The sequence below is a fragment of the uncultured Paracoccus sp. genome (genome assembly GCF_937873615.1).
Classification (GTDB): domain Bacteria; phylum Pseudomonadota; class Alphaproteobacteria; order Rhodobacterales; family Rhodobacteraceae; genus Paracoccus.
Genome location: NZ_CALMYP010000068.1, coordinates 111,363 through 136,886 on the forward strand (window position 1 = coordinate 111,363; position 25,524 = coordinate 136,886).

24 protein-coding genes are annotated in these 25,524 nt (G+C 65.5%); 17 read left to right on the forward strand and 7 right to left on the reverse strand.

The features are described 5' to 3' along the window. The first annotated feature begins 51 nt into the window (after window positions 1–51). Genes ruvC through Q0330_RS18400 form a run of 5 tightly spaced genes read left to right on the forward strand, consistent with a single transcriptional unit; the run spans window position 52 to window position 4,351 of the window. A complete protein-coding gene (ruvC, locus tag Q0330_RS18380; RefSeq protein WP_299483058.1) occupies window positions 52–561 on the forward strand; it encodes a crossover junction endodeoxyribonuclease RuvC in 510 nt (169 codons plus the stop codon). Beyond that, window positions 558–1,229, forward strand: coding sequence for a Holliday junction branch migration protein RuvA (gene ruvA / locus Q0330_RS18385; RefSeq protein ID WP_299483061.1), 672 nt, complete (start codon window positions 558–560; stop codon window positions 1,227–1,229). Before ruvC ends, ruvA begins: the two co-directional genes overlap by 4 nt. Window positions 1,230–1,254: 25 nt before the next feature. Beyond that, window positions 1,255–2,292, forward strand: a complete 1,038-nt coding sequence (ruvB, locus tag Q0330_RS18390; protein WP_299483064.1) for a Holliday junction branch migration DNA helicase RuvB — start codon at window positions 1,255–1,257, stop codon at window positions 2,290–2,292. Beyond that, the gene (locus tag Q0330_RS18395) at window positions 2,289–3,944 is read left to right on the forward strand and encodes a hypothetical protein (RefSeq protein WP_299483067.1); all 1,656 of its coding nucleotides are present in this window, start codon (window positions 2,289–2,291) and stop codon (window positions 3,942–3,944) included. The genes ruvB and Q0330_RS18395 overlap by 4 nt, the downstream gene beginning before the upstream one ends. Next, entirely contained in the window at window positions 3,941–4,351 is a 411-nt protein-coding gene (locus Q0330_RS18400; RefSeq protein WP_299483070.1) for a PaaI family thioesterase, read from the forward strand. Before Q0330_RS18395 ends, Q0330_RS18400 begins: the two co-directional genes overlap by 4 nt. A gap of 19 nt (window positions 4,352–4,370) precedes the next feature. Here Q0330_RS18400 and Q0330_RS18405 read toward each other — a convergent pair whose 3' ends face one another. From Q0330_RS18405 to asd, 4 genes are all read right to left on the reverse strand, one after another. Beyond that, the gene (locus Q0330_RS18405; RefSeq protein ID WP_299483074.1) at window positions 4,371–4,856 is read right to left on the reverse strand and encodes a peroxiredoxin; all 486 of its coding nucleotides are present in this window, start codon (window positions 4,854–4,856) and stop codon (window positions 4,371–4,373) included. Window positions 4,857–4,919: 63 nt separating this feature from the next. Further along, window positions 4,920–6,950: a DNA helicase RecQ gene (gene recQ, locus Q0330_RS18410; protein ID WP_299483077.1), complete on the reverse strand. Its 2,031-nt coding sequence runs from the start codon at window positions 6,948–6,950 to the stop codon at window positions 4,920–4,922. After that, entirely contained in the window at window positions 6,950–7,243 is a 294-nt protein-coding gene (locus tag Q0330_RS18415; protein WP_299483080.1) for a YggT family protein, read from the reverse strand. Before Q0330_RS18415 ends, recQ begins: the two co-directional genes overlap by 1 nt. A gap of 3 nt (window positions 7,244–7,246) precedes the next feature. Continuing rightward, complete coding sequence (gene asd, locus Q0330_RS18420; RefSeq protein ID WP_299483084.1) at window positions 7,247–8,395, reverse strand: aspartate-semialdehyde dehydrogenase; 1,149 nt, start codon at window positions 8,393–8,395, stop codon at window positions 7,247–7,249. A gap of 127 nt (window positions 8,396–8,522) precedes the next feature. On the opposite strand from asd, the gene Q0330_RS18425 reads away from it, so the two are divergent. From Q0330_RS18425 to Q0330_RS18440, 4 genes are all read left to right on the forward strand, one after another. Continuing rightward, entirely contained in the window at window positions 8,523–9,089 is a 567-nt protein-coding gene (locus tag Q0330_RS18425; protein WP_299483087.1) for an acyl-CoA thioesterase, read from the forward strand. Window positions 9,090–9,166: 77 nt separating this feature from the next. After that, entirely contained in the window at window positions 9,167–10,543 is a 1,377-nt protein-coding gene (locus tag Q0330_RS18430) for an MFS transporter (protein WP_299483090.1), read from the forward strand. Further along, window positions 10,540–11,421, forward strand: a complete 882-nt coding sequence (gene mepA / locus Q0330_RS18435) for a penicillin-insensitive murein endopeptidase (protein ID WP_299483093.1) — start codon at window positions 10,540–10,542, stop codon at window positions 11,419–11,421. Before Q0330_RS18430 ends, mepA begins: the two co-directional genes overlap by 4 nt. Then, a complete protein-coding gene (locus tag Q0330_RS18440; RefSeq protein WP_299483096.1) occupies window positions 11,394–12,287 on the forward strand; it encodes an esterase-like activity of phytase family protein in 894 nt (297 codons plus the stop codon). Before mepA ends, Q0330_RS18440 begins: the two co-directional genes overlap by 28 nt. On the opposite strand, the gene Q0330_RS18445 is transcribed toward Q0330_RS18440, so the two are convergent. Then, a complete protein-coding gene (locus Q0330_RS18445; RefSeq protein WP_299483099.1) occupies window positions 12,279–13,202 on the reverse strand; it encodes a LysR family transcriptional regulator in 924 nt (307 codons plus the stop codon). The two genes, Q0330_RS18440 and Q0330_RS18445, sit on opposite strands and share 9 nt — an antisense overlap. Window positions 13,203–13,268: 66 nt before the next feature. Here Q0330_RS18445 and Q0330_RS18450 point away from each other — a divergent pair, with 66 nt between their 5' ends. The 3 genes from Q0330_RS18450 to Q0330_RS18460 all read left to right on the forward strand — a co-directional run bounded on the left by Q0330_RS18450 (window position 13,269) and on the right by Q0330_RS18460 (window position 15,641). Then, window positions 13,269–13,475, forward strand: a complete 207-nt coding sequence (locus Q0330_RS18450) for a hypothetical protein (protein WP_299483102.1) — start codon at window positions 13,269–13,271, stop codon at window positions 13,473–13,475. Further along, window positions 13,472–14,086: a VUT family protein gene (locus Q0330_RS18455; RefSeq protein WP_299483105.1), complete on the forward strand. Its 615-nt coding sequence runs from the start codon at window positions 13,472–13,474 to the stop codon at window positions 14,084–14,086. The genes Q0330_RS18450 and Q0330_RS18455 overlap by 4 nt, the downstream gene beginning before the upstream one ends. A 352-nt stretch (window positions 14,087–14,438) precedes the next feature. Beyond that, window positions 14,439–15,641, forward strand: a complete 1,203-nt coding sequence (locus Q0330_RS18460; RefSeq protein WP_299483108.1) for a SpoIIE family protein phosphatase — start codon at window positions 14,439–14,441, stop codon at window positions 15,639–15,641. On the opposite strand, the gene Q0330_RS18465 is transcribed toward Q0330_RS18460, so the two are convergent. Further along, on the reverse strand, window positions 15,629–19,057 hold the full coding sequence (locus Q0330_RS18465; RefSeq protein ID WP_299483111.1) for an indolepyruvate ferredoxin oxidoreductase family protein: 3,429 nt from the start codon (window positions 19,055–19,057) through the stop codon (window positions 15,629–15,631). The two genes, Q0330_RS18460 and Q0330_RS18465, sit on opposite strands and share 13 nt — an antisense overlap. A 110-nt stretch (window positions 19,058–19,167) precedes the next feature. Here Q0330_RS18465 and Q0330_RS18470 point away from each other — a divergent pair, with 110 nt between their 5' ends. The 5 genes from Q0330_RS18470 to Q0330_RS18490 all read left to right on the forward strand — a co-directional run bounded on the left by Q0330_RS18470 (window position 19,168) and on the right by Q0330_RS18490 (window position 24,209). Next, window positions 19,168–19,638 carry an Lrp/AsnC family transcriptional regulator gene (locus Q0330_RS18470; protein WP_299483114.1) on the forward strand — a complete coding sequence of 157 codons (471 nt, stop codon included), beginning with the start codon at window positions 19,168–19,170 and terminating at the stop codon, window positions 19,636–19,638. 119 nt (window positions 19,639–19,757) lie between these two features. Beyond that, window positions 19,758–20,423 carry a TetR/AcrR family transcriptional regulator gene (locus tag Q0330_RS18475; RefSeq protein ID WP_299483117.1) on the forward strand — a complete coding sequence of 222 codons (666 nt, stop codon included), beginning with the start codon at window positions 19,758–19,760 and terminating at the stop codon, window positions 20,421–20,423. Window positions 20,424–20,448: 25 nt separating this feature from the next. Then, window positions 20,449–21,378: a TAXI family TRAP transporter solute-binding subunit gene (locus Q0330_RS18480; RefSeq protein ID WP_299483119.1), complete on the forward strand. Its 930-nt coding sequence runs from the start codon at window positions 20,449–20,451 to the stop codon at window positions 21,376–21,378. Window positions 21,379–21,402: 24 nt separating this feature from the next. Beyond that, the gene (locus tag Q0330_RS18485; RefSeq protein WP_299483122.1) at window positions 21,403–23,331 is read left to right on the forward strand and encodes a TRAP transporter fused permease subunit; all 1,929 of its coding nucleotides are present in this window, start codon (window positions 21,403–21,405) and stop codon (window positions 23,329–23,331) included. Between the two features lie 2 nt (window positions 23,332–23,333). Beyond that, window positions 23,334–24,209 carry an amidohydrolase family protein gene (locus Q0330_RS18490; RefSeq protein WP_299483125.1) on the forward strand — a complete coding sequence of 292 codons (876 nt, stop codon included), beginning with the start codon at window positions 23,334–23,336 and terminating at the stop codon, window positions 24,207–24,209. On the opposite strand, the gene Q0330_RS18495 is transcribed toward Q0330_RS18490, so the two are convergent. After that, complete coding sequence (locus Q0330_RS18495; RefSeq protein WP_299483128.1) at window positions 24,206–25,507, reverse strand: oligosaccharide flippase family protein; 1,302 nt, start codon at window positions 25,505–25,507, stop codon at window positions 24,206–24,208. The two genes, Q0330_RS18490 and Q0330_RS18495, sit on opposite strands and share 4 nt — an antisense overlap. Window positions 25,508–25,524: the final 17 nt, after the last annotated feature.

Here is a 25,524-nt window from a genome sequence, read left to right on the forward strand (position 1 = left end):
TGTTCGCGTTTCGTGCTAGGTTTCGGGAAAAGCAGGCAAAGAGGGCAGGGCATGAGGGTTCTGGGTATCGATCCCGGTTTGCAGAACATGGGCTGGGGCGTGATCGAGCTTGACGGCCCGCGCCTGCGCCATATCGCCAATGGCGTCATCCATTCTGACAGGGGCGAGCTGGGCGAGCGCCTGCTGCGGCTTTATCGCGGGCTGTCGGCGGTCATCATTGCCCATGCACCGACGGCGGCGGCGGTGGAACAGACCTTCGTCAACAAGGACGCGGTCGGCACGCTGAAACTGGGTCAGGCGCGCGGCATCGCCCTTCTGGCACCGGCCGAGGCCGGGTTGGAGATCGGCGAATACGCCCCGAACGCGGTCAAGAAGGCGGTGGTCGGCGTCGGTCATGCCGACAAGGAACAGGTTCAGCACATGGTCCGCCACCAACTGCCCGGCGTCAGCTTCGACAGCGCCGATGCTGCCGATGCGCTCGCCATCGCCATCTGTCACGCCCATCACCTGCAGTCGCGGGCCATCCGCATCAAGCCGCAGCAGCGGAGGATCAGCGCATGATCGGCCGTATCGCAGGCGTGATCCTGCACCGGGCCACCGATCATGTCCTGATCGACGTGCGCGGGGTGGGTTACATCGTCCATGTCAGCGAACGCACCGCCGCCGGCCTGCCGCCCGTGGGTCAGGCGCTGGCGCTTTATACCGACCTTCTGGTGCGCGAGGACCTGTTGCAGCTTTTCGGCTTCCCGACCCTGCTGGAGAAGGAATGGCACAAGCTTCTGACCTCGGTGCAGGGGATCGGGGCCAAGGCGTCGCTGGCGGTTCTGGGCACGCTCGGGGCCGAAGGGCTGGGCCGGGCGATTGCGCTTGGCGACTGGTCGGCGGTCAGGAAGGCGCCGGGCGTCGGGCCGAAACTGGCGCAGCGCGTGGTGCTGGAGCTGAAGGACAAGGCCCCCTCGGTCATGGCCATGGGCGGGGCGCTGACGGTGGATGCGGGCGCGCCGGTCATCGAGACCGACACGCCCGCGCCTGCGGCCCCGGCCCCGGTGGCGAAAGCCCCGCCGGCTTCCGCCGCCGCGCAATCCGAGGCGCTGTCGGCGCTGACCAATCTGGGCTATAACCCCTCGGAAGCGGCAAGCGCCGTGGCGCAGGCGGCGGCAGCCGAACCGGAGGCGGCCATGCCCGCCTTGATTCGGGCGGCGCTGCGGTCATTGGCGCCGAAGGAATAGCCCTTGCGAAAGATGAAGACGCCCCATGGCCGCCCCTGATCCGACCCTTCGCCCCGATCCGCTGCCCGAGGACGAGCCGGGCCGTGCGCTGCGCCCGCAGGCGCTGTCGGAATTCGTCGGTCAGGCCGAGGCGCGGGCCAATCTTTCGGTCTTCATCGAAAGCGCCCGCCGACGGGGCGAGGCGATGGATCACACGCTGTTTCACGGCCCCCCCGGCCTCGGCAAGACCACGCTGGCGCAGATCATGGCGCGCGAGCTGGGGGTGAATTTCAAGATGACCTCCGGCCCGGTGCTGGCGCGGGCGGGGGATCTGGCCGCGATCCTGACCAACCTCGAAGCCCGCGACGTTCTGTTCATCGACGAGATCCACCGCATGAACCCGGCGGTGGAGGAGGTGCTTTACCCGGCGATGGAGGATTTCGAGCTGGACCTGATGATCGGCGAAGGCCCGGCCGCGCGGACCGTGCGGATCGAGTTGCAGCCCTTCACGCTGGTCGGGGCCACCACCCGCCTCGGCCTGCTGACGACGCCCCTGCGCGACCGTTTCGGCATCCCGACCCGGCTGCAATTCTATACCGTCGAGGAGCTGGACCTGATCGTCCGTCGCGGGGCGCGGCTGATGGGCTACGATTCCGATCCCGATGGCACCCGAGAGATCGCCCGCCGCGCCCGTGGCACCCCGCGTATCGCCGGGCGCCTGCTGCGCCGCGTGGCGGATTTCGCGCTTGTCGAGGGCGATGGCCGCATCTCGCGCGCCATTGCCGACAGCGCGCTGACCCGGCTGGGGGTGGACGATCTGGGCCTTGACGGTGCCGACCGCCGCTATCTGGGCCTGATCGCCGAGAATTACGGCGGCGGCCCGGTCGGGGTCGAGACGATCTCGGCGGCGCTGTCGGAAAGCCGCGACGCGATCGAGGAGGTGATCGAGCCTTACCTGCTGCAGCAGGGCCTGATCGCAAGGACGCCGCGCGGGCGGATGCTGGCGGCGAAGGGCTGGCGGCATCTGGGGCTGGACGCACCGAAAGCGCCGCAGCAGGCGGGGCTGTTCGAGGGCGATGGATGAAGGTTGCTGATTTCGGTGATCTGACGAAGGCAGAGGCGGGGCTGATCGCGCATCTGCAAGGCGGCGGGGCATGGGATTTTGAAGCATCCGAGGGCGTTCCGCCCAAAGACGCACCGGCCGATTTGCATATCCGCGCCAGCCTGATCCGGGCGCTGATCCTGAAGAAGATTGAGGACTGCGCGCTTCCCGAGCGGGGCTTGCGCATTCGGGGTGCCTATATCCTCGGCGATGGTGACACGCGGGGGGAAAACCGTGGACTCGATCTTGAAGGCGCGTCAATCGACTGCGATCTGGCTTTGCTATCCTGTCGGTTTGCGAACAAGATCTTGCTGCGAAATGCGCAGATCAAGAACCTTTTCCTGAACGGCAGCGCGCTCGATAATGCGCTGTCGGCGGATGGCCTCACTGTCAAAGGCAACGTGTTACTGCGCAAAGTCGAGGCGGCGGGAGAGATACGGCTTCTCGGCGCGACGATTGGTGGCGATCTGGGATGCATCGGCGCAAAGCTGATTGGGACGGGTGATGCGCTGTTAGCGGATCGTCTCGATATCAAAGGCAGCGTGTTTCTCCGTGAGGTCGAAGCGGCGGGAGGGATACTACTTGTCGGCGCGATGATTGGTGGCAATCTGGAATGCGAGGCCGTAAAGCTGAATGCGACGGGTAGGCCGCTAATTGCGGATGGGGCCACGATTGCCGGGGCGTTTTTCTGGCGTGACGGGGCGCTCAGCAAAGGCGCCATCGATCTGACGGCTGCCACAATTGGCACGATCAATGACGCCCCCGCTTGCTGGCCAGACGAGTTAGTTTTGGATCGCTGTCGCTATGGTGCATTTACGGGATTTGGCGTGTCAGGTCGCGAGCGGATCGACTGGCTGTCACGGATGAAGCCGAAGAAATACGGCTATGACTTCTGGCCGCAGCCCTATGAGGAATGCGCGCGCGCGCTGCGCGAGGCCGGGCATGGCAGCGATGCGCGCGAGGTTCTGATCGAGAAGGAGCGGTTGCAGCGCAAGGCCTGGCGTGCGGTGCTTCAGCGACAGCTGGATGCCGCACGGGCAGGTCGGGACGCGGGCGATGCGGGCAAGGGCTTTCGCCCGGAGAATGACAAGGTTGTAAGCGCGTGGCTGCGGCTGTGGTGGGCCCGGTTTGTGGATTGGCTGCTCGAATGGTCGGTGGCCTTCGGGCGCAGGCCGGGACGGGCGGCGATCTGGCTTTTGCTGGCGCTCGGGCTTGGTGCGATGATCTTTGCGCGCGCCGCCGGCTTCGGCGAAATCAAACCCAACCTGCCGCAGATACAACGCGCGCCGGAATGGGTGGCTTGCGCGGAAAACCCCGATCTGACGGGTCTTCCCGAGGCTGCGCGGGGTCCTTACACATCGCGCGCGCGGCCGGGTGAAGACCAGCTAATCTGCTTCCTGCGCCAGCCAGAGGCCGCGTCCTATCCGCGCTTTAACGCATTGGTCTATTCGGCCGATACGCTGCTGCCGGTGATCGCGATGGAGATGCAGTCCTACTGGATCCCCGATGACAGCAAGCCGATTGGCCGGTGGGCGCGGCTGTATCTGTGGCTGCATATCGCGGCGGGATGGGGGTTGACCCTGTTAGCGGTGGCCGGCTTCTCGGGCCTGATCAAGACGGATAACACCAAATGAACGATATCGACACGCGCATTCGCGACAGTTTCGGCAAGCAGAGCATGATGCGGACGCTGGGGGCGGAAGTTCTCAGTGTCGAGGCGGGGCGGGTGGTGATTACCGCGCCGATCCTGCCCACCAGCCTGCAGCAGCAGGGGGCGGGCCATGCGGGGCTGGCCTTTTCCATCGGCGATTCGGCGGCGGGTTACGCGGCGCTGACCACCCTGCCCGAGGGGGCCGAGGTGATGACGGTCGAGATGAAGATCAACCTGATGTCGCCCGCGCTTGGCGACCGGCTGGTGGCCGAGGGCCGGGTGATCCGCGCCGGTCGCCGGATCGTCGTCGTCGGCGCGGATGTCTTTGCCGAGACCGGCGGTGCCCGCAAGCATGTGGCCATGCTGCAAGGCACCATGATCCCGGTCTAGGCACTCAGGCTTCAGGGGCTCAGGCGCGCTCCAGCAGCGCCTCGCCGCCGGAAATGTCGCATTGGCCGGGCGAGTCCTCGACATTCATCGCGGTGATGGTGCCGTCCTCGACCAGCATGGCGTAACGCTTGGAGCGGCCCAGAAGGCCCGCCGGCGGGGCGTCGAAGCCCATGCCCATGGCCTTGGTGAAGCTGCCATCGGCATCGCCGAGGAAGGTCAGCCCGGCCTTGTCGGCGCCGGTCGATTGCGCCCAGGCCCCCATCACGAAGGGGTCGTTCACGCTGATGCAGACGATCCGGTCGACGCCCTTGGCGCGGAACTGGTCGGCGGTGCGGATGAAGCTTGGCACATGCGCGGTGGTGCAGGTGCCGGTATAGGCGCCGGGCAGCGCGAAGATCGCCACGCGGCCTTTGGCGTAATCGGCCAGATCGACCTCGGCCGGGCCGTTTTCGGTCATTTGCAGCAGTTTGCCCGCGGGCAGTTTGTCGCCTTCACCAAGTGCCATGATGCGCTTCCTTCTGTTTGAGAATGCCCTCAGCCTAGCCCATGGCTGGGCCGGCGCAAAGGGTCAGCCGGCGGCGATCTGATCGAGAAAGGCGGTGGCGAAACGCTCCAGCCTTGTCTCGTCGAGGATCCGCGACAGTGCGTCGCGGTTCGCCGGGCGGGTTTCCGCGATACGTTTCAGCTGGCTGGTCGAGCAGCTGAGCGGTTTTCCGGTCCCATCCTCCCCTCGGGCCAGCCGCATCTGTGTCTCGGCCAGCCTATCGAACAGCGCGCCGGCCTCGCGGCCCGCCAGCGCGCGGCGGGCGGGGTGCATGGGCGCGGTGTCGCCGGCGATGACCGACAGGAAGGCGTCGCCATAGCTGTCCAGCTTCTTCGCGCCGACGCCGTTGATGCGGGCCATGTCGTCCAGCGTCTGCGGGCGGCGTTCGGCCATTTCCTGAAGCGTGCGGTCGGGGAAGATGACATAGGCGGGCACACGGGCGGCCTCGGCCAATGCCCGGCGCTTGGCCTTGAGCGCGGAAAACAGTGGCGCGTCTTCCTCGGTGACCTGCATCTTCGGGGCGAAGGCGGGCTTGGCGCGCTTGATGCTGTCCTCGCGCAGGGTCACCTGCACCTCGCCGCGCAGGATCGGATGGGCGTCCCCGGTGATATGCAGCGCGCCGTGGCGGGCCGGGTCGGGGCGGCAGAGATCGCGGCCCATCATCTGGCGGATGATCGCCTGCCATTGCGGCTTGGACCAGCCCTTGCCGACGCCGTAAGTGGGCAGTCGGTCATGGCCGCGTTCGCGGATCTTTTCGGTCGGATTGGCGGTCAGGATGTCGATGATATGCCCGGCCCCGAACCACTCGCCGCTGCGCAGCATGGCCGAAAGCGCCATCTGCACGGGCTTCGTCGCGTCGAAGGTGGCCGGCGGCGTGTCGCAGAGGTCGCAATTGCCGCAAGGCCCGGCCTGATCGCCGAAATAGCCGAGCAGCATCACCCGCCGGCACGAGGTCGCCTCGGCCAGACCGAGAAGCGCGTTCAGGCGCGCGTGGTCGGCATCCTTGCGGTCATTGTCCGCCAGCCCTTCATCGACCTGGGCGCGGCGCATCCTGATATCGTCGGGGCCGTAGAGGGTCAGGGTCTCGGCCGGCAGCCCGTCGCGGCCGGCGCGGCCGATTTCCTGATAATAGGCCTCGATGGATTTGGGCAGGTCGGCATGGGCGACCCAGCGGATATCGGGCTTGTCGATGCCCATGCCGAAGGCGACGGTGGCCGCGACAATCAGCCCGTCCTCGCGCTGGAAACGGGCCTCGGCCTCGCGCCGCGCCTCGGGGTCCATGCCGCCGTGGTAGTGCAGCGCCGGATGGCCGGCGGCGTTGAGCGCGGCGGCAAGGGTTTCGGTCTTGGCGCGGCTGCCGCAATAGACGATGCCGGACTGGCCCGGGCGGGCGGCGACGAAATCCATGATCTGCCGGCGCGGCCCGTCCTTGGGCTGGAACGCCAGGTGGATATTCGGGCGATCAAACCCGCGCAGGAAGGTGACGGGTTCGCGGCCCTCGAACAGGCGAGTGACGATTTCGGCGCGGGTTTCGGCATCGGCAGTGGCGGTAAAGGCCGAAAGCGGCACGTCGAGCGCGCGTTTCAGATCGCCGATGCGCAGGTAATCGGGGCGGAAATCATGGCCCCACTGGCTGACGCAATGCGCCTCGTCCACGGCGATTGCGGTGACGCCCGCCCGGCGCAGAAGCGGCAGCGTCCCGCCCGAGGCCAGCCGTTCCGGCGCCATGTAGAGGATCTTCAGCGCGCCTTCGCGCAGGGCCGCGAAGATCTCGTCAGTCTCGGCCTCGGTATTGCCCGAGGTCAGCGCGCCTGCCGCCACCCCGGCCTCTCGCAGCGCCCGGACCTGATCGCGCATCAGCGCGATCAAAGGCGAGATGACCACCGTCACGCCCTCGCGCATCAGCGCCGGAAGCTGGTAGCACAGCGATTTGCCGCCGCCCGTCGGCATGATCGCCAACACGTCGCGGCCCGCCGCGACGGCCTCGACGATATCCTGCTGGCCGGGGCGGAAGCCGTCGAAGCCCCAGACCTGTCGCAGAAGATCGCTGGACATCAGTAACCGTAGAAGAAGCCCGCGTTATTCGCCAGGCCCTGGCGGATGACGATGATGATGATGAAGACCACCAGTGGTGCCAGATCCAGCCCGCCGGTATTGGGCAGGATGCGGCGGATCGGGCCGTAAAGCGGCTCCAGCATGCGGTTGAGCCCGTCCCAGAGCTGATAGACCAACGGCTGGCGCAGGTTCAGCACCTGGAAATTGATCAGCCAGGACATGATGATATGGGCGATCATCACGAACCAGACGACGTTCAGGATCAGCATGATGGCCTGGAAAAGCGTGGTCATGGATCAGCCCTCGATCAGGATGCGCATCATGCGGCGCAGCGGCTCGGCCGCGCCCCACAGAAGCTGGTCGCCGACGGTGAAGGCGCCGATATGGTCCGGCCCCATGGCCAGCTTGCGGATGCGCCCGACCGGGATGTTCAGCGTGCCGGTGACCGCGACCGGGGTCAGGTCGCGCATCGAGGCTTCCTTCTCGTTCGGGACCACCTTCACCCAGTCGTTATCCTCGGCGATCATCGCCTCGATCTCGTCCACCGGCAGGTCACGCTTCAGCTTGAAGGTCAGCGCCTGGCTGTGGCAGCGCATGGCGCCGATGCGGATGCAGAAGCCATCAACCGGGATCGCGGCGGCGTTCGAGCCGACGAGCGCATCGGGGCCGAGGCCGAGGATCTTGTTGGTCTCGGCCATGCCCTTCCATTCTTCCTTGGACATGCCGTCGCCCAGATCCTTGTCGATCCAGGGGATCAGGCTGCCGCCCAGCACGGCGCCGAACTGCGCCGATTCCTCGGTACCCTGCATTGCCTTCTGGCGGGCCAGCACCTTGCGGTCGATCTCAAGGATCGCCGATTTCGGATCGTCGAGCAGATCGCGGACCTCGGCATTCAGGCTGCCATACTGGGTCAGCAGCTCTCGCATGTGCTTGGCGCCGCCGCCCGAGGCCGCCTGATAGGTCTGGGTCGACATCCATTCGACCAGCCCGGCCTTGTACAGCGCGCCCACGCCCATCAGCATGCAGGAGACGGTGCAGTTGCCGCCGATCCAGTTGCGGTTGCCGGCGGCCATGGCGTCATCGATCACCGGGCGGTTCACCGGATCGAGCACGATCAGCGCGTCTTTTTCCATGCGCAGGGTCGACGCCGCGTCGATCCAGTGGCCGTTCCAGCCCTCGGCGCGCAGCTTCGCGAAGACCTCGGAGGTGTAATCCCCGCCCTGACAGGTCAGGACGATGTCGCAGGATTTCAGCGCCTGAAGGTCAAAGGCATCGGCCAGCGGTTCGTCGCCCATCGGGGCCTTGCCGCCGGCATTGGAAGTCGAGAAGAACACCGGCTCGATCAGCGCGAAGTCGCCTTCGGCCGCCATGCGGTCCATCAGGACCGATCCTACCATGCCCCGCCAGCCGACCAGGCCGACGCGCGGCGTTCCATTCATCGCCATCGCTCATACTCCGCGCAGAATTCCTGCCCTGCACTAAGCCAGAGGGGGCTGGCGTGCAAGCTTGCGCAACGTCCGAGTTGACACCGCGGGTCGCGCTGTTACCCCCACCGCAACAGGAGGTGCGCCGATGTATCCGCTGATCCGCTTTGCCAAGGAAGTGCTCAAGTTCCGGAATGCGCCGAAGTTGGGGCCGCTGGAGACCCATGTCTCGACCCATCGCTGCTGGCCGTGGGATCTGGACCCGTGGATCGAGCTGAACAACGGCCGCACGCTGACGCTTTACGATCTGGGCCGGCTGCCGCTGGCGATGCGCACCGGGCTGAGCGCGGTTCTGCGCCAGACCGGCTGGGGGATCACGGTCGCCGGCAATACCACGCGCTATCGCCGCCGCATCCGCGCCTTCAACCGTTTTACCATGCTGTCGCGGATGATCGGCTGGGATCATCGCTTCTTCTATATCGAGCAGTCGATGTGGCGAAATGGCGAGTGCTGCAACCACATGCTGCTGCGCATGGCCTGCACCGGTCCGAAAGGGATCGTCCCGCCCGAGGAGGTCTGTGCGGCGATGGGTACCGATCCGCAATCCCCGGCGCTGCCCGGTTGGGTGCAGGGCTGGATCGAGGCCGATGCGCTGCGTCCCTGGCCGCCGCATATCCCCGAGGATGCGCGCGCCGCACTGGACGCGCAGGGCTGAATTTCGGACAGATCAAGGCTTTGCGACGAAAAGACAGTTGCCAATCAGGCACCAGTCCGGCCTTATCGCAGGGAAGCATGGGACAGGCTGGAACGACCTTGAATCGCAAACGCATCTGGGGCTGGTGGTTTTTCGACTGGGCTGGCCAGCCTTACCACACGTTGCTGGTCTCGTTCATTTTCTCGATCTACTATTCCGAGGTCGCCAAGCGCGAGTTCATCTCTCGGGGTCTCGACGCCACCCAGGCGGGGGTGCAGGCGCAGGCGCTCTGGGGGGACGGGCTGGCGATCGGCGGGGTCTGCATCGCCCTTCTTGCGCCGGTCCTTGGGGCGGTCGCGGATTCGACCGGGCGCCGGTTGCCCTGGGTCTGGTTCTTCTCGGGGCTGATCGTGATCGGTGCTTCGGGCCTGTGGTGGCTGACGCCGACCGATCCGAACCTTTGGCAGGCGGTGTTTTTCTTCGGCCTCGGCCTTGTCGGGATCGAGATGGCGACGATCTTCACCAATGCGCTTCTGCCCGGCCTTGCCCCCAAGGAGGAGGTCGGTCGCATCTCGGGATCGGGCTTCGCCTTCGGCTACCTTGGTGGGCTGGTGGCACTGGCGATCATGCTGCTGTTCTTCGCCGAAGGTCAGACCGGCACCACCATGGCCGGCATTGCGCCGATCTTCGGGCTGGACCCGGCGCTGCGCGAAGGGACGCGCTTCGTCGGCCCCTTCACCGCGATCTGGTATGTTCTTTTCATGGTTCCCTTCGCGCTCTGGGTGCGCGAGGCACCGGGGCAGGGCCGTCCGCTGCGCCTGCGCGCGGCGATGGGCGAGCTTGGCCGACTGCTGGCCAGCCTGCCAAGCCGGGGCAGCCTGCTCAGCTGGCTTATATCGTCCATGCTGTCGCGCGATGCGCTGAACGGGCTTTATCTGTTCGGCGGGGTCTATGCCGGCACGGTGCTGGGCTGGTCGGTGCTGATGTCGGGCGCCTTCGGCATCGTCAGCGTGATCTCGGCGGCGGCGATTTCCTGGCTGGGCGGCAAGGCCGACCGGCGCCATGGTCCGAAGCCAGTCGTCATCGCCGCGATCCTGATGCTGACGCTGGTTTGCGTGATCGTGATCGGGATGGATCGCGACAGCATCTTCGGCATCCCGCTCGGCCCCGGCTCAAAGCTGCCGGACGTGGTCTTCTTCTTCTGCGGGGCGCTGATCGGCGGGGCCGGGGGCGCCATGCAGGCGGCATCGCGGACGCTGACCGTGCGCCATACGTCGGAAGAACGCGCGACCGAGATTTTCGGACTTTATGCGCTCTCCGGCAAGGCCACGGCCTTCCTTGCCCCCTTCTCCATCGCCCGCGTGACCGAGATCAGCGGCAGCCAGAGGATCGGCATCTCTCCGCTGATCGTGATGTTCCTTCTGGCGCTATTCCTGTTACATTGGGTCAACAAGAATGGAGAGGCAGAGCAGTGATCCGCAAATTCATCCTGACCGTGGCCGCGATTGCCGGCCTGGCCATGCCCGCCATGGCCGACCCCTTGGCGAAAGATGTGTTCGGCAACGAGCCCGGCCCGACCGGCGGCGCCCCCGTTGCCATCGGCAGCTATTCCAAGGGCTGTGTATCCGGCGCCGTGCAACTGCCCGAGACCGGGCCGACCTGGCAGGCCATGCGCCTGTCGCGCAACCGCAACTGGGCCCATCCCGAGATGGTCAAGTTTGTCATGGGCCTGTCGCAGGCGGCCACCAAGATGGGTTGGCGCGGGCTTTATGTCGGCGACATGAGCCAGATGCGCGGCGGCCCGATGATATCGGGCCACGCCAGTCACCAGCTTGGCCTTGATGTCGATATCTGGATGCTGCCGCCCTCCTCGCTGAACCTGTCGCGGTCGCAGCGCGAGAATATCTCCTCGATCAGCGTGGTCTCGAAGAATGGGCTGAGCGTGAACGGCAACTGGTCTTCTTCTCATGCCGCGATCATCCAGTCGGCGGCGATGGACCCGCGCGTCGACCGTATCTTCCTCGATGCGGCGATCAAGGTGGCGATGTGCGATGCCAATCGCAACCGTGGCGCCTGGTTGCAGAAGCTGCGCCCGACGCCGAACCACGATTACCATTTCCATGTCCGGCTGAACTGCCCGGCCGGTAGCCCAAGCTGTTCGAACCCGGCCTCGCCGGTTGCGGCGCTGTCCGGCAATGACAATGGCTGCGGTGCGGCAAGGCAGGAACTGGCCTATCGCGCCAGACCCTCGACCCGGCCCAAGGGCAAGCCGAACCCGAATTACCGCCACCCCCGCAGCTTCCGGCTGAGCGAGATGCCGCGTCAATGCCAGGCTGTCGCCACCGCTCGCTGATCTTCGGCGTCCTGCTGTCGACATTGGCCCTGCCGGCATTCGGCAAGGCCAGTGTCGAATATGTGGGAACCTATGTCTGGTCGCTGCCGGAAGCCGATTTCGGCGGCTTTTCCGCCATCGAGATCAGCGAAGATGGCAGTCGCTTCCATATCCTTTCGGACCGCGCCCAGATCCGCTGGGGCGAGGTCGAACGCGATGCCGCCGGGCGCATTCGCGGCCTGGCGATGTCGGGCCGCGCGCGCCTGCAGGACAGCAAGGGCCAGATGCTTGAGCCCGGTTGGCTGGGCGACAGCGAGGGGCTGGCCACGGCCCCCGATGGCGGCTTCTGGGTCAGTTTCGAAGGCCTGGACCGCGTCGCCTATTATGCCGATCCCGACCGGCCCGCGACCCGCCTGCCGGTGCCTGACGCTTTCGAGAAACTGCCGATCAATCGCGGGCTGGAAGCCCTTGCCGTCGATGCCGAGGGCAGCCTTTTCACCATCCCCGAGCTGATCGGCGAAGGTGCCGACAGCTTCCCGGTCTGGCGCTATCGCGGGGGCAAATGGGATCAGCCTTTCCGCTTGCCGGGCTCGTCCAAATGGCAGGCGGTGGGTGCCGATATCGGCCCCGACGGGCGGCTTTACCTGCTGGAACGTCATTTCCGCGGGCTTCTGGGCTTCCAGTCGCGGGTGCGCCGCTTCGTCATGGGCGATGACGGTTTGTCGGATGAGGAAGTGCTGCTGGAAAGCTCGACCCTGCAATATGACAATCTCGAAGGCATTTCCGCCTGGAGCGATGGGATCGGCATTCGCCTGACCATGGTCTCGGACGATAATTTCCTGGCCGTGCAGCGGACCGAGCTGGTTGAATACCGCGTGTTAAACTGACCGGTCGTCCTGCACGGGCGGGGTGTTGGGGGCAAACCAGTTCAGAAACGCCCTGAGCCGCGCCGTCATTCGCATCCGTGCCGGGTAGGAAAGGTGGAATTGCAGCGGTGACGGGCGGTATTCCGCCAGCAACTCGACCAACTCGCCATTGCGGATGGCCCCGGCTTCCAGCGGAAGAAAGCTTTGCGCGATGACGCGGCCGGCCCGCAGGACTGTCTCGAGCGTTGCCAGATCGTCCAGCACCAGTGCCGCCGGCAGGTCCAACTCCAGCCGTTCTGCGCCGCGCAGGAAGCTCAGCGGTTCCGGTCGCGCGCGGCCGGGCAAGCGATACCGTGCCAGCCGATGCGCCATCAGCGCCTCGGGCCGGTCGGGCTGGCCGTGGCGGGCCAGATAATTCGGGCTGGCCAGCAGGCAGCGTTGCAAGGGCGGCCCGATCGGGACCGAGACCATATCGCCGTCCGGTGCATCCCGCAGGCCGATCCCGGCGTCATGGCCGCCTTTGACAATATCCGTGACGCGATCCTCGCCGGACAGGTCCAGCCGGATCGCCGGAAAGGCTTCCATGAAGCCGGGCAGTTTCGGCCGGATGCAGGTCTCGGCTGCCAGCGAGGACAGGGCGATGCGCAGCGGCCCTTCGACCTGCCCGCCCGGGTCACGCACGCCCTGCATGGCCTCGCTCAGCCGCGCAAGCGGCGCGTCGATCTCGGCCAGCAGCCGGGTTCCCGCTTCGGTCAGGCGCATCGAGCGGCTGGTGCGCGTGATCAGCTGCACGCCGAGTTGATCTTCCAGCGCCCGGATGGCCTGCGACACCGCCGAAGGCGTCACCCCCAGCCGGCCCGCGGCAATGCTGAAACTGCCGAGCGTCGCCACGGCGCGAAAGACGGGCAGGCCGGCGAGGATGCGGGATTCATTCATGCAGTATCTCTAATGGATACACCGACAATTGTGGATAAAAACTAACAAAGCAAGCGTCCAGACCGGATGGGGCGGCTTTTCGGCTCGGCATTGGTGCAGACCCTGCCCAAACCCCTTTCTGTCAGAGCAGGGAGAATCCGTCTATTGCCGCCTTTCCGGCTCGACAAAGCGCAAAGCGGCATTGACTCGGGCCTGCCCCTGTCCTATCGCCGCCCCGTCCCGATGATCGGGGCCGAGTTGTTCCGCTACCTTGTAAAACGGAAAATCAAATGACCCGCTTTCTTCCCGGCGTTATCGCCATGGCCATCATTGTCGTGGCCTCGAATATCCTCGTCCAATATCAGCTCGGCGCCTGGCTGACCTGGGGGGCGATCACCTATCCTTTCGCCTTCCTGGTCACGGATGTGATGAACCGCGTCTATGGGCCTGCGGCGGCGCGGCGCGTCGTGCTGGCGGGCTTTGTCATCGGCGTTGCCTGCTCGTTGATTGCCGCAGGCATGGACAAGACGACGCTGCGAATCGCCATTGCCTCGGGCACGGCCTTCCTGCTGGCGCAATTGCTGGACATCACCGTCTTCAACGCCTTGCGCGCCAATGGCGGCTGGTGGAAGGCGCCGCTGCTGTCGTCCTTCTTCGGCTCGGCGCTGGATACGGCGCTGTTCTTCTCGATCGCCTTCGCCAGCCAGTTCAGCTTCATCGACCCTGCCGACAACGTGTCCTGGGCGAATGAACTGGTCCCGCTGATCGGTTTCGGGCCGGATGCGCCGGTCTGGGCATCGCTGGCGACGGCAGACTGGATAATGAAAATGCTGCTCGCTTTGCTGGCATTGGTGCCCTTCCGCATCATTGTCCGCAATATCTTGCGTCAGCCGGCAGTATTTTGAGTTGACTTATCCACAAGCTGTGGCACGCTTCCCTTACGTGGCAACATATTGAAAGGAGGTGGTCCAGTGTCGAGAGTGATATTGGAGAGAGGTGTTGGGACAGTCAGGGGGGCCGCGGCCTAAGGGCAAACCTGAGGGTTAGAAACCCTGGCTGGGACGGACGGATCTTCGATCCCTAACCGGACCATCTCCGTAGATCTCGCGGGCCGCCGCCTTTGGCGCGGCCCGTTTCTATTTTCCTGCGCCAATTTACCTTCGCTTAGGAGGTCCGCGCTATCAGGGTGCCATGCAGACGGTCGGCCTTCTTCAATCAAATACCTCGGTTCCTGCGCTGCGATGGCGGCGTCGGGTCATGGTGGTCGACAAAAGTGCCGCCCAACGCCGGCAACTCGCAATCCATCTGGCCCATGCCGATTACGAGGTCGTCGAAGCGGCGACAGCGACCGAAGCGCTGGAGCTTTGTCGCGAGCGGATGCCGGATTTCATCCTGTCCGGCTGGATGATGGAGGGTATGACCGGCCCGGAACTCTGTCGCGAAATCCGCAAGACCCGCGAAAACGCGTTCATCTATTTCATCCTGCTGACCTCGAAGGCAGAGCCGGCGGACATGGCTTTCGGGCTGGAATGCGGCGCCGATGAATTTCTGACCAAGCCGGTCGATGCGACCCACCTGCTCGCGCGGATGCGTGCAGCGGAACGTATTCTGCGGCTCAAGGACGAGGCGCAGCGGGCGACGGCGCAACTGACCAACACGCTGGAATCGCTGCGCCAGGTTCAGGCAGACATGGACCGGGACCTGAGCGAGGCGCGCCGTCTGCAGCAGGGTTTGATGGGCGAACGGCAGGTCCGGTTTGGCGATGTCTCGGTCTCCAAGATGCTGCGACCCGCCGGGCATGTCGGCGGTGATCTGGCCGGCAGCTTCGCCATAAACGCCCGGCGCTTCGGCGTCTTTGCCATCGACGTTTCGGGGCACGGGGTCGCCGCAGCCCTGTTGACCGCACGTTTGGCGACGCAGTTTTCGGCTTCGCTCGATCAGAATGTCGCCCTGTTCATCAATGATCTGGGCCTCTACGATTCTCGTCCGCCGGTGATGCTGGCGCGCTATCTGAACCACCTGATGCTGACGGATTTTCATACCGACAGCTATTTCACCATGATCTACGCGGTGGTCGATCATGTCAGTGGAGAGGTGCGCATGGTTCAGGCCGGCCATCCGCACCCTGTCGTTCAGCGCGCGAATGGTGACATGGAAGTGCTGGGCAATGGCGGCTTGCCCATCGGCGTCGTTGAGAATGCTGCCTATGAGGAAATCACCGTGAAGCTCGGTCCCGGTGACCGGCTGCTGATCGCCTCAGATGGATTGCTGGACGCGACCAGCAAGGCCGGCGAGGTGCTGGGCGAGGAAGGATTGGCAACGATCATGCGCACCAATCGTGCGACCTCGGGCATTGGACTGCTTGAGGCGATGGTCTGGTCGGTTCTCGCCTATACCGGCGGCAGGCAGGAGGACGACATTTCCGCCCTCCTGATCGAACATCTTGGTCAATCTGCCTGAAGCCCGCTCAATGCGGTTTCGGCAGCCTCGCGGTGCCCGGCGATGGCCGCCGCCTTGACGGGGCCATAGCCGCGCATCTGCATCGGCGCGCCGAGCACCTGACGGGCTTCCGCCAGCCGCGCCTCGCTGATCTGCGCCGGCAGGCGGTCGAGAAGGGATTCGTACCAGCCGATCAGCGCCCGTTCCTCGCGGCGTTCGGCCATCCAGCCGAACGGGTCGAGGGCGGTGCCTCGCAGCGCCTTGCCACGCGCCAATGCCTTGAGGGCCGGGGTCAGCCAGTTGCCGAAGCGGCGCTTGACCGGGCGGCCGCGCGCATCCCGGCGCGCGGGCAGGAAGGGTGGGGCGAGGTTATAGACAATCCGCCCGCCCTCCCAATCCGTTGCCAACCGGTCGGTGAATTCGGGCGCGGTCAGCAGCCGGGCGACTTCGTATTCGTCCTTGTAGGCCATCAACCGGAACAGCGATTGCGCGGCCAGCCAGGTCAGCGCCTCGGCCTCGCCTGCGGACAGGGTGGGCAAGGCGGCCTGGAACGTGGCGATCCGGTCCATGAAACGGCTCGCGTAAGCGATGTTCTGGTAAGAAGTCAGTTCTGCCGTGAAGCGGTTCAGAAGCTGGTCCAAGGTCTCTGGCGCGGGTTGAGGGTCTTCCAGCGGCAACCGTTCAGGCGCTGCGGCCAGAACCCGGCCAAGGTTGAAGGCGCGCTGATTGGCGGCAATGGCGGTGCCGTTCAGCACGATGGCCTGTTGCAGCGACAGCAGCCCGACCGGCACAAGGCCCGCTTGCCAGGCAAAGCCCAGCATCATGACATTGGCGAAGACGCTGTCGCCCAGCAGGCGTTGCGCGATCCGATTGGCATCGAAGCCCTGAACATTGTCGCCGCCAACCGCCGCCCTGATGGCGGCCAGTCGTGCCGGGACCCGCAGATCGGCGTCGCGGTTCAGCACCAGATCGCCGGTCGGCATCTCGGCCGTGTTCAACACCACCCGCGTGCCGCGCCGATAAAGCGCCGAGGCCTTCGGCGCCGAGGCCACCACCACATCGCAGCCGATCACCGCATCGGCCGAGCCGGTCTCGATCCGCAACTGGTTGATCTGCGACGGTGCCTCTGCCAGCCGGACATAGCCCAGCACGGTGCCGAATTTCTGCGCGAAACCGGTGAAGTCCAGCACGCTTGCACCCTTGCCTTCCAGATGCGCGGCCATGGTGATCAGCGCGCCCACGGTCACGACCCCGGTGCCGCCGACCCCGCCGACCAGCAGGTCAAAGGGTTCGACAAGCGAGGGCAAGGCCGGCTCGGGCAGGTCGGTCAGCAGCGCCTCCATGTCGAGATCGGCCGCCTGCGGCTTGCGGCGCGTGGCGCCTTCGATGGTGACAAAGCTGGGGCAGAAGCCACCGATGCAGGAAAAATCCTTGTTGCAACTGTTCTGGTTGATCCTGCGCTTGCGGCCGAACGGGGTCTCGACTGGCTCGACCGACAGGCAGTTCGAGGCGACCGAGCAATCTCCGCAGCCTTCGCAGACGCGGCTGTTGATGACCACAGCCTTGGCCGAGTCTTCCATCAGCCCGCGCTTGCGGCGGCGGCGCTTCTCGGTCGCGCAGGTCTGTTCATAGATCAGCACGGTGACGCCGGGGATGTCGCGCAATTCCCGCTGCACGGCGTCCAGCCGGTCGCGATGCTCGAAACTGGTGTCGTCCGGGAATTCCGACCGGTCGAATTTCTCGGGCGCATCGCTGACAACGGCGATGCGGTCCACCCCTTCGGCCCGGCAGGACTGGGCGATGGCGGCGGGGCTGACCGGCCCGTCGACCGGCTGGCCGCCGGTCATGGCCACGGCGTCGTTATAGAGGATCTTGTAGGTGATATTCGCCGACGCCGCGACAGATTGACGGATCGCCAGCGAGCCGGAGTGATACCACGTCCCTTCGCCGAGATTCTGGAAGATATGCTTGCCGCCGTTGAAGGCCTGCCGCGCGATCCAGGGCACGCCCTCGCCGCCCATCTGCGCGTAACCGACGGTATTGCGATCCATCCAGCTGGCCATGACGTGACAGCCGATCCCCGACGCCGCCATCGAGCCATCCGGCAGCCGGGTCGAGGTGTTATGCGGACAGCCCGAGCAGAAATAGGGCGTTCGGGTTGCGCCCGCGACATTCATCGTCAGGTCGGGAACCTGCGCCAGTGCGGCGGCGCGCGCGGGCAGGTTTTCGCCCGGGAAATGGCGGTGCAGACGCTCGGCGACGATCGGGGCCAGCAGGCGCGGCGACAGTTCTCCCGCGAAGGGGATCAGGTTGGCGCCGGTCTCGTCATGCTTGCCGACCATGGCCTGCGGCTTGTCGCCGGGCCAGTCGTAGAAATGTTCCTTGAACTGGCTTTCGATGATGCCGCGCTTTTCCTCGACGATCAGCACCTCGTCCTTGTTGCGCACGAAGCGCAGCGCGTCGCGGCGGGCCAGCGGCCAGACCATGCCGACCTTGTAGATGTCGATGCCAAGCCGGCGGCATTCGTCTTCCGTCAGACCCAGCAGGCGCAGCGCCTCCATCAGGTCGAGATGGCCCTTGCCGGTGGTGACGATGCCGTAGCTCGCATACTTCACGTCATAGATGCGCCGGTCGATGGGGTTGGCGTTCACGAAGGCCTCGACCGCGCGCAGCTTGTGGGTCAGGCGGGTCTCGATCTCGGGGCTGGGCAGGTCGGCGGGGCGGACATGCAGCCCGCCGGGGGGCGGATCGAAGGGCGGGATGGTGAAGGCGCGATCATCGGGCAACTCGACCGACGCCCCTGATTCGACGGTTTCCGAGATCGCCTTGAAGCCGACCCAGGTGCCGGAAAAGCGCGACAATGCGAAGCCGTATTCGCCGAAGGACAGGTATTCCGCGACCGAGGCCGGGTTCAGCACCGGCATGGACCAGGACATGAAGGCGACATCGGACTGGTGCGGCATCGAGGACGACACACAGCCATGATCGTCGCCCGCCACCACCAGCACGCCGCCCTTCGGCGCAGAACCATAGGCATTGCCGTGATGCAGCGCATCGCCAGAGCGGTCGACCCCCGGCCCCTTGCCATACCACATGGCAAAGACGCCCTCGACCCGCGCATCGGGGTCCAGCGTGGCCTGTTGCGAGCCCAGCACGGCGGTTGCGCCCAGATCCTCGTTCACCGCCGGCAGGAAGGTGATGTCATCCTTCGCCAGCCGCTTCTTCGCCCGCCACAACTCCTGATCCACCGCGCCGAGGGGGGAACCGCGATAGCCCGAGACATAGCCGGCGGTCTTCAGCCCCGCCGCCCGGTCGCGGCGCGCCTGATCCAGCAGGATCCGCACCAGTGCCTGCGTTCCGGTCAGAAAGACCCGGCCGGTTGCGGCGTCATAGCGGTCTTCCAATGCGTAGCTGTGCGGGGTCGGTTGATCCAGCATGCGTGCCTCCCATGTCCATCCGGTCAGGATAAGCGGGAATCGCTGGTAAATTTGGTCTAAGATCATATGTTATGGCGCAGGTTCCGGAAAACTTTACCGAATGAATGTTCATGTCTGACAGGATTGACCTCCAAGATCTGGATCGCGCGATTCTGCGGGCCTTGCAGCAGGATTGCCGGCTGTCCAATGCGCAACTGGCCGAACGCGTCGGCCTGTCGCCCTCGGCCTGCTGGCGGCGTGTCCGCATGCTGGAGGAGGCGGGCGTGATTTCCGGTTACGCGGCGACCGTGGACCCGGACCGCGCGGGGCTGGAGTTTCATGCCATCGTTCATGTCCGTCTGGCCCGCCACGACCGCGAGGCGGTGCAGCGCGTCATGACCGAACTGACCGTCCGCCCCGAGGTGGTCGAATGCTTTGCGACGACGGGGCAATACGATTACCACCTGCGCGTGCTCTGCGCCGACATGACCGCCTATCGGCATTTCCTGGACGATTTCCTGTTCCGCCTGCCCGCCATCGAAAGCGCGCAGACCAATGTGGTGCTGGAATCGATCAAGCGGCGCAGCGTGGTTCCGGTCTGATCCATCCTGCCCTTTTCGTTTCTTTGGCGACGGCTCCGGCTGGCCACAGGTTCATCTGTATTTAAAGTTTGAACATCTGTTCTAAAGTGTGATACGCACATTCGGGAGGGGGGTGAATCATGCGTAATTCTGCCCAGAAGCTGGATACGGGGGTGCAAATCCTCGAAGTCGCGGAAGCGCTGTTCTCCGAGCGCGGATTTTCCGCCGTGTCGCTGCGCGAAATCGCGCGGCAGGCTGGTGTGGTGGTGTCGAACGTGACCTATCACCACGGTGACAAGATCGGCATCCTCGCCGCGATCTATGACCGTCACACCCGCCCGATGAATGCCCGACGCCTTGAATTGCTGGGCGAAGCGATACGCATCCCCGACCCTTCGGACCGGCTGACGGCGGTGCTGCGCGCCTATCTGCTGCCGGCTTTCAGCTCCTCTGCCGACCTGTCGGGCGGCGGGCGGCGCTTTACCCGGATGCGTGCGCTGCTTTCAGCCGAAGGCGATCCGGCGGCGCGCGACATCATCGCCCGTGCCTTTGATGACACGACCGGCTGCTTTATCGATGCGATTGCCGAATGCCTGCCCGGCGCGACCCGAGGCGAGATCGTCTGGCGGACGCATTTCCTGCTCGGCGCGCTTTATTACACGCTCATCAATCCCGAGCGGATCGCCCGCCTGTCCGGCGGCTCCGTCTCGGCTGAGGAGAACGAGACGGCTATCGCCCAACTCGTCGCCGCGACCCATGCCAGCCTGTGCGCCTTGCAGCCGGTACGGGCGGAGGCCGCAGAATAGACCGATAACTCCAGGGAGGAAGACCATGACCATCAAACTGACCATGACCGCCGCGCTGCTGGCGGCTGGCCTTGCCATGCCCGCCGCCGCGCAGGAACGCGTCTCGATCGGGACCGGCGGCACTGGCGGGCTGTTCTATATCATCGGCGCCGGTATCGCCGATGTGATCAACAAGCATCTGGACGGCTTTACCGCCCGGGCCGAGGTCACTGGCGCTTCAGTGGAAAATGTCCGCCGCGTGGCCGAGGGGCAGTTGACCATGGGCCTGTCATCGTCCTCGACGCTGTATGAAGCGAAGAACGGGCAGGGGCCGTTCGACGGCACGCCGCTGCCGGTTGCCGGCATGGCCTATCTGTATCCGGCTGTCCTGCAGATCGCGACGACCGGCGGCACTGGCATCGCCACGCTGGACGATCTGGCTGGCAAGCGCGTGGCACTTGGCCCGCCCGGCTCCAACTCTGCCGTTCTGGCGCAGCGCCTGTTGGAGGCATACGGCGTCTTCGAGCCGTCCAAGGCGCAGTTCCTGTCCTATACCGAAGGTGTCGCGGCCCTGACCAACGGTCAGGTCGATGCCGCCGTGGTGCTGGCCGGGGCGCCGACCGCCGCGCTGATCGACCTCGACGCGCAGGAAGACATGGTGCTTCTGTCGCTCGACCCGGCCAAGGTCGAGAAGCTGTTTGCCGACTATCCCTATTACCAGCCCTATGACATTCCGGCTGGCACCTATTCCGACCAGACAGCGCCGGTGACGGTCATCAACGATCCGGCGACGCTGATGGTGGCCGAGGCGACCGATGCCGGGCTTGTCCAGCAACTGACCGGGGCGATCTTCGACAATCTCGCCGAGCTGGCGCAGGTCCACCCACAGGCCGCCGCGATTTCGCTGGAGACCGGGCCGAACACGCCGATCCCGCTGCATCCGGGCGCCGACGCCTATTTCGCCGGCAAGCAATAAGCGGCGCAGGGGGGAGGGCCGATCATGGACAGGATACTGGACGCCATCGGGCTTTCCCCCGAAACCGGCCGCAGCAGGGGCGAGCGGATCGCCCTGTCGCTATATTTCTCGGGATTGGCGGTGGCGGTCACGGCACTCGTCATCTATGGCGCGTATTTCGGGTTGATCACGGCGCTGATCCTGCGGGCGCTGTTCTTTTCGCTTGTGGCCTCGGCCGGGTTGGCGGCGATTGGCTTCACCCGGGATCAGCCCTGGATGCGCGCCATCTTCTATATGCTGGCGCTGATCGTGCTGGTTCCGGGCTTTCACATCCGCGAAAGCTATATGGACATCGTCATGCGCGGCGCCATGTCGACGCCGCCGGACCTGTGGATTTTCGTCGGCCTTATGGCCGCGCTGTTCACGCTGGTGCGCAATACCGTCGGCTGGCCGCTCGTGGTGATGATGGCGGCGGCGCTGGCCTATGCCTGGTTCGGCTATCTCATCCCCGGCCAATACGGCCATTCCGGCTATGACCTGCGCCGGCTGACCTCGACCCTGATGCTGTCGACCGAAGGGGTTTACGGCGTGCCGATGGGGGTGGCGGTCGAATATATCTTCCTGTTCTCGCTTCTGGGCGGGCTGCTGATGAAGATCGGCACCGGAGAGGTATTCGTGGACATCGCGCGCGGACTGACCGGGCGGACGCGGGGTGGGCCGGGGCTTTCGGCGGCGCTGTCCTCGACCCTTCTGGGCACGATCAATGGCAGCGCGGTGGCCAACGTCGTGACGACCGGCACGTTCACCATCCCGCTGATGAAACGCTCGGGCTATAGCGCGACGCTGGCCGGCGCGATCGAGGCGGCGGCGTCCTCGGCCGGGCAGATCCTGCCGCCGGTCATGGGTGCCGCGGCCTTCCTGATGGCCGAGATCATCGGCGTGCCCTATCCCCAGATCGCCCTCGCGGCGCTGATTCCGGGTCTTCTCTATGTGCTGGCCCTGATGATCGCCGTCTGGCTGGAGGCCGGGCGGTTGGGGCTGGAACGCGACAGCGATGCCGGCTGGGAGCTTCTGCGCGAGACGCTGATCCGGCGCGGTTATCTGCTGCTGCCCTTGATCGCACTGATCGTGCTGATGTTCGCGGGCTATACGCCGACGCGGGCGGCGGTGCTGTGCCTTGTCGCCGGTCTTGTCGTCTCGATCTTCCGGGCCGAGACGCGCATCGGTCCCCTCGGTCTCGTGCAGGTCTGCAAGGAGACGCTGGTATCGGTCATGCCCATCGTTGCGGCGGTGGCGGCGGCGGGCGTGGTCATCGGTGTTCTGAACCTGACCGGGCTGGGGCTGATGCTGTCAGGGCTGATCCTCGACCTTGGCGGAGAGAGCATCTGGGTGATCCTGCTGCTGACGGCGGTGGTGTCCTTCATCCTTGGCATGGGGCTGCCGACCTCGGCCGCCTACCTTCTGTTGGCGGTGCTGATCGCACCGGCGCTGACGCAACTGGGTCTGCCGGCGATCTCGGCGCATATGTTCATCTTCTATTTCGGCCTGGTCTCGGCGATCACGCCGCCGGTGGCACTGGCGGCCTATGCGGCGGCCTCGATTTCCGGGGCCGAGGCCAATGCGACGGCGGTTCAGGCGATCCGGCTGGGCTTTGTCAAACTGCTGGTGCCGTTCCTTTTCGTGACCATGCCGGGCCTGCTGATGATCGGCACAGGCATCCAGATCGCCTTGTCGGTGGTGCTGGCGACGGTGGCGCTGTCCTCGCTTACCGTCGCTTTCGCGGGCTGGTTCCTGCGCCCGCTTGGCGGGGCCGAACGCGGCGCCATGGTCGCGTCTTCCCTGCTGGTCCTGTGGCCGACCGCCATCACCGCAACCGATCCCGTCACGCTGGCGGCACGGCTGATCGGTCTGGCGGGCCTTGCCCTGATCTTCCGCCGCACAATGGCGTCCCGCCCCCTTGAGACCCGAGGTTGATGATGAGTTCCGAAAACCTGCCCTTCCACCCCAATCCCTCGCGCCCCAGGCTGCAACTGCCGAAAGGTGCCTGCGACGCGCATTGCCATGTCTTCGGCCCCGCCGCGCAGTTTCCCTTCGCGCCGACCCGGACCTATACGCCCGTCGATGCCCCCTGGGAAAAGCTTGAGGAATTGCACGGGTTGCTTGGCCTCGACCGCACGGTTCTGGTGCAGGCAAGCTGCCACGGGACCGACAATGCCGCCATGCTGGACGCTATCGCCAGATCCAACGGCAGTTGTCGCGGCGTGGCCATGGTCGGGCGTGATATCAGCGATTCCGAGTTGAAGCGCCTGCACGAGGGCGGCGTGCGCGGTATCCGCTTCAACTTCGTCACCCATCTGGGCAAGGATGCCGATATCGATACGGTGTGCGCCTTGGCTGAACGTATCGCCCCGCTTGGCTGGCATGCCGTCGTCCATTTTGAGGCGGATCGACTGGAAACCCTCGCCCCGGTTCTGAAATCACTGCCGGTGACCATGGTCATCGACCATATGGGCCGCGTCGATGCCTCGGCCGGGCTGGATCAGCCGGCCTATCGGATGCTTCTGGAACTGATGGAGGATGAGCGTTTCTGGGTAAAGGTCTGCGGCTCGGAACGCATCACCCGGCAGGGTCCGCCCTATGCCGATGCGGTGCCCTTCGGGCGTGATCTGGTGGCGCGCTTCCCGGACTGCACGCTTTGGGGGACCGATTGGCCGCATCCGAATATCAGGAAGGACATGCCGGATGACGGTGCGCTCGTCGATCTTCTGGCCGGGATCGCGCCGGACGCTGCCGCCCTGCAACGCCTGCTGGTCGACAACCCGACGCGGCTTTACTGGCCCGAAAACGCTTAAGCCCGCGCCCGGCGCAGGCCATAGGTGCAGCCGGCGGTCCAGACCAGGTTGAACAGAAGGTTGCTCAGCGCCGCCCCCTCGACCCCGAAAAAATGGACCAGCGGCAGGAAAGAGGCCGCGAAGATCAAGGTCGAGCCGAGCGTGACCGTAACCAGCAGCCGGTCCTTGCCCATCGACAGCAGCGCCGGGTTCAGCGCCACGCCCGAGGCGAAGACGATCGAGGAGGCCAGCAGGATATTCATCACCGGCCCCGCACCTGCATATTGCGGGCCGAAGACGGCGCGGATGATCGGCTCGATATTCAGCATGACCGGGATGGCGACGATCAGTTGCAGAACCAGAATCGCCAGCGAGACGGTCAGGATCAGGCGGTTGAACGCCGCCCGTTTGCCCTGTTCCCACAGCCGCGACAGTTCGGGATAGATGACCTGCCGCACCGGGCCGGCCAGCTTCGTCGCCCGGTTCATGACCCGCTTGCCAAGCTGGTAAAGCCCGACCGCCGTCGGATTGGTCAGCGCGCCAAGTGCCAGCACGTCGACGCGGTTGGCCGACTGGCGCAGGATGACGTTGAAATTCGAATTCCACATGAAGCGCAGGATGCCGGGGTTTTCCCGGATCGCGGCCAGCCCATGCGCGCCGAGCAGGTCGTGATGGCCGCGCCGGCGCATCTCGCGAAGGGCGAAGATCAGGCAGACGGTGCCGTCGAGCAGGCTCTGGATCAGCATGATCAGCAGGAAGGCCCAAAGCCCCAGCCCGGCCTGCCAGGCCAGCAGGCTGAGGACGAAGCGCAGCACCGCCGAGGCCATGTCGATCCGTGCGAGCACGTCGAAGCGGTCGTATATCCGCAGCACCGCCGTTGCCGTCGGCCGGAAGGACACGAAAAGCCCGCAGGCGAAGACGGCGATATATTGCGCCCCGGCGCCCTCCGGCAGTCCGACCCATGTGGCGGCGACATGACCCACCAGGATGCAGACCGACCCCGACAGCAGCCCGCCGGCCGCGTCGATCAGCAGCGACAGCTTGATCAGCCGGGCGAATGCCGCTTCATCGCGGCGCTCCTGCGCCTGGATGGCATAGCGCATGACCGCCTGCCACGGCTCGATCCGCAGGATCAGATCGACGATGCGCACGAAGGATTCGACCAGGGCCAGAATGCCCAGACTGGCCGGCCCGAGCGCGCGGGCGGTGATGAACAGCGTCGCCACCGCCGCCAGCGAGATGAACAGCTGCCCGGCGAAGGTCCAGCTCATATTGCGGGACATCCGCGCCCAGAGCGTTCGCCGCGACGGCTCTTCCATGCCGGTACTCCTTGAGG